11 protein-coding genes are annotated in these 13,317 nt (G+C 37.6%); all 11 read left to right on the plus strand.

Annotated features, from left to right (window positions below; translation table 11 throughout):
- The first annotated feature begins 235 nt into the window (after positions 1-235).
- The 11 genes from I5M32_RS14035 to I5M32_RS14085 all read left to right on the plus strand — a co-directional run bounded on the left by I5M32_RS14035 (position 236) and on the right by I5M32_RS14085 (position 13,317).
- Positions 236-832, plus strand: coding sequence for a ribonuclease HII (locus I5M32_RS14035; RefSeq protein WP_200587463.1), 597 nt, complete (start codon positions 236-238; stop codon positions 830-832).
- Positions 833-845: 13 nt separating this feature from the next.
- The gene (locus I5M32_RS14040) at positions 846-2,054 is read left to right on the plus strand and encodes a glycosyltransferase family 4 protein (protein ID WP_200587465.1); all 1,209 of its coding nucleotides are present in this window, start codon (positions 846-848) and stop codon (positions 2,052-2,054) included.
- Positions 2,055-2,148: 94 nt separating this feature from the next.
- Positions 2,149-3,231, plus strand: coding sequence for a glycine cleavage system aminomethyltransferase GcvT (gene gcvT, locus I5M32_RS14045; RefSeq protein ID WP_200587467.1), 1,083 nt, complete (start codon positions 2,149-2,151; stop codon positions 3,229-3,231).
- 146 nt (positions 3,232-3,377) lie between these two features.
- Positions 3,378-4,091, plus strand: a complete 714-nt coding sequence (locus I5M32_RS14050) for a 2-phosphosulfolactate phosphatase (RefSeq protein ID WP_200587469.1) — start codon at positions 3,378-3,380, stop codon at positions 4,089-4,091.
- Between the two features lie 330 nt (positions 4,092-4,421).
- On the plus strand, positions 4,422-5,696 hold the full coding sequence (locus I5M32_RS14055) for a nucleotide sugar dehydrogenase (RefSeq protein ID WP_200587475.1): 1,275 nt from the start codon (positions 4,422-4,424) through the stop codon (positions 5,694-5,696).
- Positions 5,693-6,817 carry a DegT/DnrJ/EryC1/StrS family aminotransferase gene (locus I5M32_RS14060; RefSeq protein ID WP_200587476.1) on the plus strand — a complete coding sequence of 375 codons (1,125 nt, stop codon included), beginning with the start codon at positions 5,693-5,695 and terminating at the stop codon, positions 6,815-6,817. Before I5M32_RS14055 ends, I5M32_RS14060 begins: the two co-directional genes overlap by 4 nt.
- Positions 6,807-7,310, plus strand: a complete 504-nt coding sequence (locus I5M32_RS14065; RefSeq protein WP_200587477.1) for an acyltransferase — start codon at positions 6,807-6,809, stop codon at positions 7,308-7,310. Before I5M32_RS14060 ends, I5M32_RS14065 begins: the two co-directional genes overlap by 11 nt.
- 215 nt (positions 7,311-7,525) lie before the next feature.
- On the plus strand, positions 7,526-8,098 hold the full coding sequence (locus I5M32_RS14070; RefSeq protein WP_200587558.1) for a DUF3109 family protein: 573 nt from the start codon (positions 7,526-7,528) through the stop codon (positions 8,096-8,098).
- Between the two features lie 52 nt (positions 8,099-8,150).
- Positions 8,151-9,023, plus strand: a complete 873-nt coding sequence (gene rfbA, locus I5M32_RS14075; RefSeq protein ID WP_200587478.1) for a glucose-1-phosphate thymidylyltransferase RfbA — start codon at positions 8,151-8,153, stop codon at positions 9,021-9,023.
- Between the two features lie 286 nt (positions 9,024-9,309).
- Positions 9,310-10,449 (plus strand): GDP-mannose 4,6-dehydratase, encoded by a 1,140-nt coding sequence (gene gmd, locus I5M32_RS14080; protein WP_200587479.1) that lies wholly within the window; start codon positions 9,310-9,312, stop codon positions 10,447-10,449.
- Positions 10,450-10,818: 369 nt separating this feature from the next.
- The gene (locus I5M32_RS14085) at positions 10,819-13,317 is read left to right on the plus strand and encodes an SLBB domain-containing protein (protein ID WP_200587480.1); all 2,499 of its coding nucleotides are present in this window, start codon (positions 10,819-10,821) and stop codon (positions 13,315-13,317) included.

Here is a 13,317-nt window from a genome sequence, read left to right on the forward strand (position 1 = left end):
CATCGCCTTTATCAGGCTTAACATATTTGTGAAGATAAACCTGCAGAACTGGCTCGATCGGCCTTTTGAAGAACCCGGCGAGCTGAAAGACAAACAGGTTGTTCAGGGGGTTCTTTTCTGAAATGTCATAATTGCAACCATATAATCATCAACAACACGTATTTTTACTCTATTCCTAAACGTTTAGGACACCATTGGTTTAAAACCTGATCTTAATTTTTATAAATTAGCAATTATGCTACTCCCTTTTTACCAAAACCAGTTGATAGAAGCAGGCTGTGACGAAGCCGGAAGAGGGTGTTTGGCAGGGCCGGTTTTTGCCGCTGCCGTTATTTTACCACAAGACTTTGCGCATCCTTTGTTAAACGACTCTAAGCAGATCAAAGAAAAAGACCGATTTCAATTAAGGAAAGAAATAGAAGAATGTGCGCTTTCTTTTGCCGTGGCGATGGTAGATCATCAAGAAATTGATAAAATAAACATCTTGAACGCTTCTTTTTTGGCCATGCACAGGGCAATAGGGAAATTAAAATTGCAGCCACAGTTTTTAATTATAGATGGTAACCGGTTTAAGGCCTATCCAAATATCGGCCACCAATGTATCATAAAAGGAGATGGGAAATACTTTTCCATTGCTGCGGCATCTATCTTGGCAAAAACCTACCGGGATGATTTTATGGCAAACATTGATCAAGAATATCCCATCTATCAATGGAGAAAGAACAAAGGCTACCCAACCATTCATCATCGTAAAACGGTAATGGAAATCGGGTTTAGCCCTTATCACAGAAAAACATTTAAGGTAACCAATCCACAATTATCTATTTTTTAATTAATTTGCCTTCATGCGTATATTAATGCTCACCAATCGTGTCCCTTTCCCAGCTGATGGTGGTTACGCAATTGTGGTTAGAAACACCATTGAGGCACTTTTAGGGCAAGGTTGTGAGGTTCATCTTTTTAGTTTAAATACCACAAAACATTATATAGATACCCGTGATATAGAAGATCCGATTTTCCAGAAGATAAAATTCCTTCAGTTCAAAGTTGATAACCGGGTAAAAATAAAAGATGCTTTTTTTAATCTTTTTAGCAAGCAATCTTATAATATCAGCAGATTTTATAACCCCGCTTGCGCCAGTAGATTAGTACATCTACTAAAAAACCACCCGTTTGATATTATCCAATTTGAGGGGTTACAGGTTACCCCATATCTGCAAGTTGTAAAAGAGAATTCAGAAGCAAAACTCATCTACAGGGCGCACAATATAGAATATCAAATTTGGAAAAGATTGACCCAGCAAGAAAGCTTTATTGCCCGTAAAATTTATTTGGGGATCTTAAGCAAGCGCTTAAAGCGTTTCGAGTTTAATATCCTAAATGGTTTTGATACCATAGTTGCCATCAGCTTTGTTGATCAGCATTTTTTCGAGAGCTTAAATCACGATGTTCCAGTACAAACCTTGGCCGTAGCCTTAAATTTAGAAAACTATAAAAACGATTATAAGCTTAGCCCCAACAAAAGCGTAGGCTACATAGGCTCTATGGATTGGCGACCGAATATTGAAGGTTTAGATTGGTTTCTGGATAAAGTTTGGCCAAATATCTTGCAGTTGGGGTCGGGCATTACCTTTCATTTGGCGGGTAAAAATATCCCAAAGCAATTTCAGATCATGGGCGATGAATCTTTTATTATGGAAGGCAAGGTTGATAACGCGATAGAGTTCATCAGCAGGCAACACGTTTTAATTGTCCCCCTGCTTTCGGGCAGCGGCATGAGGGTAAAGATTATTGAAGCAATGGCTTTGGGCAAATGTATTATTGCCACATCTATCGCCGCAGAAGGTATAAATTACCATCACGATCGGGATATTTTGATTGCCGATAAATCAGACGATTTTTACCGACAAATTTTAAGGTGCTTTACCGATAAGAACCTGATCAATAGAATTGGCCAAGGAGCTAAGAAATTGGTAGAAAAAAACCACGACCAAAATAAAATGGGTAAAGAATTATTAAAGATCTATGAAGATTTACAAGTAAAGCCCGCTTAAAATATTTCTTATTTTTGTGAATGTCTAAATTAACTTTATATATTTCAATTCTAAAAGCTGTCAAAACTCAAATCCCACTTCTCAGATCTAATCTATGAAATCAACGGCGTTAACAGATAAACATATCTCTTTAGGGGCCAAAATGGTTCCCTTTGCAGGTTTTAATATGCCTGTACAATATGAAGGCATAAACTTAGAGCATGAAACGGTAAGAAACAATGTGGGGGTTTTTGATGTGAGCCACATGGGCGAATTTATTTTAAAAGGCGATAATGCGTTAGCTTTGATCCAAAAGGTTTCTTCTAATGATGCCGCCAAACTATTCGATGGTAAAATTCAATATACTTGTTTACCCAATAAAAACGGTGGGATCGTAGATGATCTATTGGTTTACAAAATGGATGATAAAACCTATATGTTGGTAGTTAATGCCTCAAATATAGAAAAAGACTGGGACTGGATTTCTTCATTTAACACAGAAGGCGTAGAAATGAAAAACATTTCTGATCGTACCTCACTTTTAGCCGTACAAGGGCCAAAAGCGGCAGTAGCACTGCAATCTTTAACCGATGTTGATTTGGGCAATATGGAATATTACACCTTTAAAAGAAGTAAATTTGCAGGTTTCGATAACGTAATCATATCAGCAACAGGCTATACGGGTGCGGGCGGTTTCGAGCTTTATTTTGATAATGCTTACGCCGATGAAATTTGGGACGCTATATTTAAAGCCGGAGAACCTTACGGCATCAAACCGATAGGTTTGGCGGCAAGAGACACCTTGCGTTTAGAAATGGGTTTTTGTTTGTACGGTAACGATATTGACGATAACACTTCTCCGATAGAGGCGGGTTTGGGTTGGGTAACCAAATTTACCAAGCCATTTATCAATTCAGAAGCTTTACAAAACCAAAAACAGCAAGGCGCAACAAAAAAACTAATAGGTTTTGAAATGATAGATAGGGGAATTCCGAGGCATGGTTATGAGATTGTAGATGCAGAAGGGAACAATATCGGTAAAGTAACATCTGGCACACAATCGCCATCTTTACAGAAAGCCATTGGCATGGGATATTTACAAATCAACTTAGCTAAAGAAGGGCAAGAGATTTATATCAACATCAGAGATAAGAAAGTTAAAGCCAAAGTGGTGAAGTTTCCTTTTTATAAGAAGTAGATAAAAGCTTGTCGTATCGACCAGAGGAGACATCTCACTGGCAAGATTGCCAAGCGATAAAAAGTTATTTGAAAGAAAAATCGATAAAACAAAGGAGTCGAATTCGACCCCCTTTTTCATATTCGTATATAAATTGATATAAATTTATGCAAAAAAGAAAACTGGAAGTCTGCTATACACCGGCATTGCTCCCGCTGTACGATATAAAGAATGCCATAGTAGTAGTTATAGATATATTTAGGGCTACAACCTCTATCTGTTATGGCATAGAAAACGGAGCCTTGGGCATTATCCCGGTTGCCAATGTAGAAGAATGTATCAGCTTTGAAAAAGAGGGTTATTTATTGGCGGCAGAAAGAGATGGGAAAGTGGTTGCCGGTTTTGATTTCGGTAATTCCCCTTTTGCCTATACAGAAGATAAAGTAAACGGGAAAACCATCGTATTAACCACTACCAACGGAACCCACGCCATAGATGAATCCAAAAAATCTGCATACCAAGTAATTATTGGTTCTTTTTTAAATTTAGATGCCGTTTGTGCTTATCTAAAAAACCAGGATAAAGACGTGTTTCTTTTATGTGCCGGCTGGAAAAATAAATTTAATTTAGAGGATACTTTATTTGCAGGTGCAGTAGTGGATCAATTAAAAAAGCACAACTATTTTTTAGATGATGCCAGCATTGCAGCGGATGATCTTTACCAAGTAGCGAAGAAAGATTTGGAAGCTTATACCGCCAAAACATCCCATAGCGAGCGGCTAAAGAATTTAGGGATAGAAGAAGATATTAAATTTTGCTTAAACCTAAATACCGTAAAAAGCATCCCTATTTTAAAAGGTGATAAATTGGTTAAGATGTAATTGTTAATAGAATAAATATAGATTTTTGTTATGTATTTAAGGCGTTTTAACACTCCGCAAGCTAAGGTATATATCATTTTGCGGTCATCTTGAGCTTTTGCTGTCATACCGATCATCCTCACTCTGAGCATTGCAACTCCGAGCATCGTCACTCTGAGCATTGTCACTCTGAGCGGAGTCGAAGAGGGAGTCGAAGAGATAACCGAAGAGGGAGTAGAAGGACAGCAAAAAAGCATGAAGCTTAAATAATTAGCATGAAGCATAATACTTAAAATAAATTAAAACTCGATTTAAACCTAACAAAGCGCAACCTTAAACCCCAAAAAATATATGTCCCTATCCTCATCAACAGAAAACAGAATAGCCATTATAGGTTTGGGATATGTGGGTTTGCCCTTAGCTGCGGCCTTTGGTGGCCAATTTAAGACCATCGGCTTCGATATTGATACAGAAAGGGTAAAACAATTAAAAAACGGGTCGGATTTAACCAGGCAGTTAGAGCCTTCAGAACTAAAAGAAAGCCAAAACCTTTCTTTTACAGATAAAATAAACGATGTAGCAAACTGCAATATTTTTATCATCACTGTTCCTACGCCCATCTCACAATACAAATCACCAGATTTAAGCTTGCTTTTAAAGGCAACAGAAATGATTGGTGGTTTGCTCAAGAAAGATGATCTAGTGATTTATGAGTCAACGGTTTATCCCGGCTGTACCGAAGAAGATTGTGTGCCGCTTCTAGAAAAGGTGAGCAGCCTAAAATATAATCGAGATTTTTTTGTGGGTTATTCTCCAGAACGCATCAACCCAGGCGATAAAATAAATACACTAACTACCATTTGCAAGGTTACCTCTGGATCAAATCCAAAAACCGCACAAAAAGTAGATGCGCTTTATAAAACAATCATCAAGGCGGGCACTTATTTATCGCCATCCATAAAGGTTGCCGAAGCTTCAAAAGCCATAGAAAACGCACAAAGGGATGTAAATATTTCTTTTGTAAATGAGTTGGCCTTGATCTGCGATCGATTAAAAATCGACACCAATGATGTATTGGACGCTGCGGCTACCAAATGGAATTTCTTAAAATTTAAACCCGGTTTGGTGGGCGGGCATTGTATTGGCGTAGATCCCTATTATTTGGCACATAAGGCAGAATCTTTAGGTTATCATCCTCAAGTAATCTTATCTGGCCGAAGGGTAAACGATAACATGGGAATGTTTGTGGCTAACAAACTCATTAAATTGATGCTCAAGAAAGAACACAGAATGACACAAAGCAAAGTGCTCATTTTAGGTTTCACTTTTAAAGAAAACTGCCCAGATATTAGAAATACAAGGGTAATTGATATTTATAATGAATTGATCCAATTTGATCTAAGCGTAGATGTTTTTGATCCTTGGGCAGATGCCGCAGAAGTAGAAAACGAGTACCATATAAAGTTGCTCAATAAAATAGATTTGAAGAATTACCAAGCTGTGGTGATCACAGTGGCCCATCAGCAATTTTTAGAGTTAGATTACCAAACCATAAAAAACAACAATGGGGTTATTTTTGATACCAAATCTGTTATCGATAGAAATTTAGTTGACGCAAGGTTATGAGGCATAAAATCCAAATGATAGATTTGGCCGCAGAATATCAGCTTTTGAAGCCAGCGTTACAACCAAAGATCAATAAAGCCTTAGAAAACGGAAATTATATACAAGGTATTGAGGTAAGGGAATTTGAACAAGAGCTGGCAAATTTTCTAAATATAAAACACGTTATTTCTTGTGGCAACGGTACCGATGCTCTGCAAATTGCTTTAATGGCAATAGATATTAAAGTTGGCGATGAAGTGATCATACCCGCATTTTCTTATGTTGCTGTTGCCGAGGTGCTTTGCCTATTGGGCGCAACACCGGTTTTTGTAGATGTGGATCAAAAGTATTTTCAGCTCGATAATGAGCTGGTAAAAAAAGCCATTACCAAAAAAACAAGGGCCATCATTCCCGTTCATCTTTTTGGGCAATGTGGTGATATGGAAACTTTGCTCAACATCGCCGAAAGGCATAAAATTTCTGTGATCGAAGATACCGCACAAGCTTTGGGGGCAAGCTGCCAAATAAGCGGAACTCATAAATATTTGGGAGGTTTGGGTAAAATAGGCTGTACTTCGTTTTTCCCCACAAAAAATCTTTCTTGCTTTGGCGATGGCGGGGCGGTTTTTACCAATGATGATGATTTAGCAAAAAAAATCAGGATGATCGCCAACCACGGACAGGCAGCTAAATACAACCATCAAATAATGGGCATAAACTCTAGGCTAGATACTTTACAGGCCGTGGTATTATCAGAAAAACTAAAGCATTTAAAAGATAATCTCTCTAGCAAAAAAGCCATTGCCAATTGGTATCATCATCAATTAAGAAGTGTATCTCAAATAGAATTACCATTGGTCTTTGAAAATATAAACCATACCTGGCATCAGTTTACCATTAAAATAAAAGAAGGCAAAAGGGATAATTTAAAGTTGTATTTAAAAGAAAAAGGGATAGATGCCATGGTCTATTATCCCATGCCATTGGCAAAACAAAATGCTTATTCCAATTTTAGAACACTTACGCCAATTGCCGATTTTTTATGCAAATCTGTATTGTCGCTGCCTATTCATCCTTTGTTAAAAGAAAAAGAGATCACTTATATTTGCGGTACCATCAAAGAATTTTTTAATGTCAGATAATAATTTTTTTGTCCATACCACTTCAATTTTAGATGATCGGGTAAGCGTGGGCGAAGGCACAAAAATTTGGCATTTCTGCCATGTTTCTGAAGGCGTTACCATTGGGAAAAATTGTTCTTTGGGCCAAAATGTTTTTATAGGGAAAAACGTAAAAATAGGGAACGGGGTAAAGATCCAGAACAACGTTTCCGTTTATGAAGGCGTTGAAATTGGAGACGATGTTTTTATAGGGCCATCGGTAGTTTTTACCAATATTATTAACCCAAGAGCGTTTATTGACCGCAAAACAGAATTTGTAAAAACGATGATAGAAGAAGGGGCAAGCATAGGTGCAAATACTACCATAATTTGTGGAAATAAGATAGGCAAACACGCACTGATAGGGGCAGGAAGCGTAATTACTAAAACCGTAAACAATTTTGAGTTATGGTTTGGAAACCCAGCCATAAAAAAGGGAACGGTTGATAAGGAAGGGAATATCTTAACTATTTAATTCCACTTGCTGAGGCGTTAACGATAGGATCGGCATCCTCACCTGTTTTTCGGGCAGGCTTTTTTTGCGCTTGCCATTTAACAGATGGCAAAAAGAGATATATCCGCCAGTTGGCGAAGTGTTAAAACGCATAAATAAATATTATTAAGCAATTTATAGCTACACCATCTAAATTGTTAATTGTTTAAAGATTACCTACCATGCAAGAAAAAATAATGATAGAAGTTGGGGGCCATTTAGTTTCTGATGAATTAGCGAAAGAAAACTTCATTTGTAATTTAGATAAATGCAAAGGAGCTTGTTGCATTGAAGGGGATTCTGGCGCACCTTTAAATGAAGACGAGCTACAAATTTTAGATGATATATATCCAAAAGTTAAACATCTGATGACAAAAAAGGGTATCGAGGCAATTGAAGCGCAAGGTACTTTTGTAAAAGATTTAGATGGAGATTATACCACAACTTGCGTAGATGGAAATAAAGAATGTGCTTACGTAACTTGGGAAAACGGAATTACGAAATGCGCCATAGAAAAAGCGTATGAACAAGGCTTGGTTGATTGGAAAAAACCCATTTCTTGCCATTTATATCCCATTAGGCTAACACAATACCCAGAATTTGATATGTTACATTACGATAGATGGAGCATTTGTAGCCCGGCCTGTGCTTTTGGCGATGAACATAAAGTAAAGGTTTACCAGTTTTTGAGAGAGCCTTTAATCAGAAAATATGGGGAAGCTTGGTACCAAGAATTAGAGGAGAATATTAATGCTTTAAATCAGACTTAAATTTTTTACATTTGCAAACTATCAAAAAAATTACATTTCTAATACATCATTAGTGAAAGGAATAATTTTAGCAGGAGGCACAGGTTCAAGGTTACATCCTCTTACTTTGGCAGTTAGTAAACAAATGATGCCGGTTTATGATAAACCGATGATCTATTACCCATTGGCCACATTAATGCTGGCGGGGATCAATGAAGTGCTGATCATTTCTACCCCTCACGATCTACCGGGTTTCAAAACATTATTGGGCGATGGAAAAAATATGGGCTGCAAATTTTCTTATGCAGAACAACCTTCGCCAGATGGCCTAGCCCAAGCGTTTATCATAGGTGCCGATTTTATTGGCGATGATGCCGTTGCCTTGGTTTTAGGGGATAATATTTTCTTTGGCGATGGGATGGCGAAACTGATGCAGGCCAATAACAATCCCCAAGGCGGGGTGGTTTTCGCATACCCGGTCCATGATCCAGAAAGATATGGCGTAGTAGAATTTGATGAGAACAAGAAAGCTATTTCTATCGAAGAGAAACCAGAAAACCCTAAATCTAATTACGCAGTTCCCGGTCTTTATTTTTATGATAATGATGTGGTAGAAATCGCAAAAAATATCAAGCCATCGCCAAGAGGAGAGTTAGAGATTACCGATATAAATAAATATTATTTAGAAAAAGGTTTATTAAAAGTGGGGCTTTTGAGCAGGGGAACGGCTTGGTTAGATACCGGTACATTTGAGTCGTTGATGCAAGCCGGAACCTTTGTACAAGTTATAGAAGATAGGCAGGGTTTAAAGATAGGGTGTATTGAAGAAATTGCTTACCGCATGAATTTTATTGACTCCGAGCAATTGAAAAAATTGGGCGAGCCATTAGTGAAAAGCGGTTACGGAAAATATTTAATAGATATTGCAGAAGGAAAGATTTTGTAGGTGTGAGATTTGCAGGATGGCTAGTTTGGAATAATGGAATGATGAAAGATTTGCATAGCTGTGATTTGGGATGATTTGTAGCCTGAAAAAGCTAGGCTATAGAGTGTTTTAATGGAGGCTTAAGGATGAGAATTATAAGTAAAGAATAATGGAATATTTGGCGTAATTCTCCAAAATTTCAGCGTTCCAAAAAAAATTAAAGAAAAAGAATCACATAAGAAAAAAAAGTATTGGTAAGATTGAGGACATTCCAATCCTCCAATATTCCAATAAAAAAGTAGAAGAGATGGCTAAAATTGCTTTAATAACAGGTATCACAGGACAAGATGGCGCATATCTTGCCGAATTTTTATTAAAAAAAGGTTACGAAGTACACGGGTTAAAAAGAAGAACTTCTCTTTTTAATACCGATAGGATTGATCATTTATACCAAGACCCCCATGAATCTGGCATAAAATTGACGCTACATTACGGTGATTTAACCGATTCCACCAATCTAATCCGTTTAGTGCAAGAAATACAACCAGACGAGATTTACAATTTGGCCGCCATGAGCCACGTAAAAGTAAGTTTCGATACGCCAGAATATACCGCTAATGCAGATGGTATCGGAACTTTAAGAATATTGGAAGCGGTTAGGTTGTTAGGCTTAACCAAAAAAACCAGAATTTACCAAGCCTCTACTTCAGAACTTTACGGCTTAGTACAAGCGGTTCCTCAATCAGAAACAACACCTTTTTACCCACGTTCTCCTTACGCAGTTGCCAAAATGTATGCTTATTGGATTACCGTAAACTATCGTGAGGCCTATGATATGTTCGCCTGTAACGGGATTTTATTCAATCATGAAAGCCCTATAAGAGGAGAAACTTTTGTGACCAGAAAAATAACAAGGGCAGCCGCTAAAATTGCGATGGGTTTGCAAAACTGTATTTATTTGGGTAACCTGTCTTCCCAAAGAGATTGGGGCCATGCAAAAGATTATATCGAGGCCATGTGGTTAATCTTACAACAAGAAAAGCCAGAAGATTTCGTTATTGCAACTGGTATAACCACCACGGTTAGGGAATTTGTAAGAATGAGTTTTGAGGAATTGGGGATTACAGTAGAGTTTTCTGGTAAAGATGATAACGAAAAAGGGGTAATTATAGATGTTGATCAAGATAAGGCCAAAGAACTAGGTTTAAATTTAGAAAGTTTGAAACTGGGGCAAACCGTAGTTAAGATAGACCCTAAATACTTCCGCCCTACGGAGGTGGATTTATTGTTGGGCGACCCAACAAAATCAAAAGAAAAATTAGGTTGGAAATTGAAATATGATTTACCGGCTTTAGTAAAAGACATGATTTTATCAGATTTGCACTTGACTAAAAAAGACCAGTATTTAAAAGACGGCGGTTACCAAACCATGAATTATTTTGAATAAAGTTATTTCGACAGGATTATAAATTTGCCATCCTCAGCCATGTCATCCTGAGCGAAGTCATCCTGAGCGAAGTCATCCTGAGCGAAGTCATCCTGAGCGAAGTCGAAGGAGAAGTCGAAGGAGGAGCCGAAGGATGATGAATAGAAGGAATAAATAATAAATTTGGAAACAGGTGTCATCCAGAGCCATGTCATCCTGAGCCATGTCATCCTGAGCGAAGTCGAAGGAGGAGTCGAAGGAGGGGCCGAAGGATGCGCCAAAAGGAAATTAAAACATTAAAAAAATAGATTAACCAGTATCAAAAGTTTTATAAAGATCGTAATCAAAAACAGTATCACACAACACTATATAAAGATCATATCATCATAAATGAATATTAAAAAACATCTTTTTACGCTATTTCTTGCATTAGGTTTATTGCTGTCTTTCCAAACAAAAGCCCAAACCATCAACCAACAAAATTTTTCCAATGTAAGGGTTGATGATCTAAGCGATGATCAAATTCGCCAAATCATCAAACAGATAAAATCTAGTGGCCTGCCCGAATCGCAATTAGAAAACGTTGCCCTTTCTAAAGGTATGCAACCATCTGAAGTACAAAAATTAAAAGCCAGGGTTGAGACAGTAAACGCTAAAAGCTCTGCTACCGGTGCAACTGATGCCACACTTAAAGGAAAAGACGGGACAAGAAGTAGGAGTTTTGAAGGGGAAGCTTCTGAAATAGCGAATTCTGATCAGAAAAAAACAGAAAAAGAAGCTGATGTAGCTTTACAAGCTTTAAAATCAAAAATATTTGGTAAAGAGCTATTTGCAAATTCCGCTACCACTTTTGAACCAAATTTACGTTTGGCAACACCCTTAAATTATGTGATAGGTACTAACGATCAGCTTTTAATAGATATTTACGGCTATTCTGAAGTAAGTTATAATTTAACGGTTAGCCCCGAAGGCACCATAAACCTTCCTTATGTGGGGATTGTACAAGTAGGGGGATTAACTGTTGAAGCCGCCACATCGAGAATAAAAACCAAACTTTCTAAAATTTATAACGGGTTAAATTCTGGCAATACCAAACTTAGCGTTACCATTGGCAACATACGCAGCATAAAAGTTATATTAACTGGCGAGGTAATGAAACCGGGCACCTATACCCTCCCATCACTAGCCACCCTTTTCAATGCCTTATATTCTTCTGGAGGGCCAACCGATAATGGTTCTTTTAGAAATATTGAAGTGATCAGAAACGGCAAAAAAGTGGCATCTTTAGATGTATATGATTTTCTTTTAAGAGGAGATTTAAAAAACAACATCCGCTTGCAAGATCAAGATATCATTAGGGTGCCCGTTTATAAAAAAAGGGTAGAAATTGTTGGGGAAGTAAAACGCCCAGCAATCTTTGAGATGAAAGACAGCGAAAACTTTAACGATTTATTGAATTTTGCCGGAGGTTTTACAGAGAGTGCCTATAAAGCCCGGGTTAAAGTATTGAGAAATACAGATACAGAGAAAAAAATAGTAGATGTTTCTGAAGATGAATTTAATTCTTTTGAGATAAAAAGCGGGGATAAATATTTTGTAAACGAAATATTGGACCGTTTTGAGAATAGGGTAACCATAGAAGGTGCTGTTTTTAGGCCCGGCCAATATCAATTAGAACCAGGGCTAACGCTTAAAACCTTGATCCAAGAAGCAGAGGGCATCAAAGAAGATGCTTTTAAGCCAAGAGCATATATTACCCGTTTAACCGATGATTTAAATACAGAGCTGATCTCATTTGATGTTGCAAAGATCTTGAACGGACAAGCAGAAGACATCCCATTAAAAAGAGAAGATGTAGTTAGTATCTCTTCTATTTTTGATCTTAAGGAAGAATATAAGGTAACCATCAATGGCGAGGTAAGGAGGCCCGGCGATTTCCCCTTTTCAGAAAACATGAGCTTAGAAGAATTGATCATCAAATCTGGAGGTTTTAAAGAATCGGCAACCCCTCAAAGAATAGAAATCTCTAGGAGGGTAAAAAACTCTGATGCTACATCCAAATCTGCAAAAACAGCTGAAGTTTTTCAAATCAATATTGATAAAAACTTAAGCATTGAAGCTGCTAAATTTATATTAAAACCTTATGACATCGTTACCGTGAGGACATCCCCGGGCTACGAAGTACAACAACAAGTACGTATAGATGGAGAAGTGATGTACCCTGGTTATTATACCATTACCAAAAAAGACGAACGCCTCTCTGATCTGATCAAAAGAGCGGGGGGCTTAACTGCCTTGGCCTATGCAGATGGCGCATCCCTAAAAAGGGCAGGGTCTTTTGATACCCAAATCGAAAAAGAGAAAGAAAAGCAAAAATTAGAACAGTTTAAGAAAGTACAAAAAGATGCCAAAGATTCTACTTCTATAACCTTAGAAAATGTGGTAACACGTAATAATTTTGTGGGAATAGAATTGAAAGAAATCTTGACCAAACCCGGCAGCAAAAGCGATTTGTTTTTACAAGATGGCGATATTATCGATGTGCCCACCGAATTGCAGACTGTAAAGGTAAGTGGCGAGGTGTTGTCTCCAAATACCGTGGTATTTAGCAATAGCAAAAGTTTTAGGAGCTATATAGCCAATGCCGGAGGCTTTGGTACCAAGGCTCTAAAACGCAGATCTTATATTATCTATGCAAACGGTGCGGTAAGAAGCACAAAAAAGTTTTTATTTTTCAATAATTATCCCATCGTAAAAACAGGCTCCGAAATTTTTGTGCCTAAAAAAGAGGAGAAAAGAAACCTATCTACCGGAGAGGTAATCAGTATATTTACAGGTATTGCATCTTTTGGGGCGATAATTTTAGGCGTATTAAATACAATCAGATAA

It is taken from the genome of Pedobacter segetis (genome assembly GCF_016623585.1).
Classification (GTDB): Bacteria; Bacteroidota; Bacteroidia; order Sphingobacteriales; family Sphingobacteriaceae; genus Pseudopedobacter; species Pseudopedobacter segetis.

Bases quoted from the DNA above. Each gene is read 5' to 3' on its own strand.
- I5M32_RS14085 (WP_200587480.1), top strand. From the start codon at position 10,819: ATGAATATTAAAAAACATCTTTTTACGCTATTTCTTGCATTAGGTTTA.
- I5M32_RS14070 (WP_200587558.1), top strand. From the start codon at position 7,526: ATGATAGAAGTTGGGGGCCATTTAGTTTCTGATGAATTAGCGAAAGAA.
- I5M32_RS14060 (WP_200587476.1), top strand. From the start codon at position 5,693: ATGAGGCATAAAATCCAAATGATAGATTTGGCCGCAGAATATCAGCTT.
- I5M32_RS14050 (WP_200587469.1), top strand. From the start codon at position 3,378: ATGCAAAAAAGAAAACTGGAAGTCTGCTATACACCGGCATTGCTCCCG.
- I5M32_RS14040 (WP_200587465.1), top strand. From the start codon at position 846: ATGCGTATATTAATGCTCACCAATCGTGTCCCTTTCCCAGCTGATGGT.
- gmd (WP_200587479.1), top strand. From the start codon at position 9,310: ATGGCTAAAATTGCTTTAATAACAGGTATCACAGGACAAGATGGCGCA.
- I5M32_RS14065 (WP_200587477.1), top strand. From the start codon at position 6,807: ATGTCAGATAATAATTTTTTTGTCCATACCACTTCAATTTTAGATGAT.
- gcvT (WP_200587467.1), top strand. From the start codon at position 2,149: ATGAAATCAACGGCGTTAACAGATAAACATATCTCTTTAGGGGCCAAA.
- I5M32_RS14035 (WP_200587463.1), top strand. From the start codon at position 236: ATGCTACTCCCTTTTTACCAAAACCAGTTGATAGAAGCAGGCTGTGAC.
- I5M32_RS14055 (WP_200587475.1), top strand. From the start codon at position 4,422: ATGTCCCTATCCTCATCAACAGAAAACAGAATAGCCATTATAGGTTTG.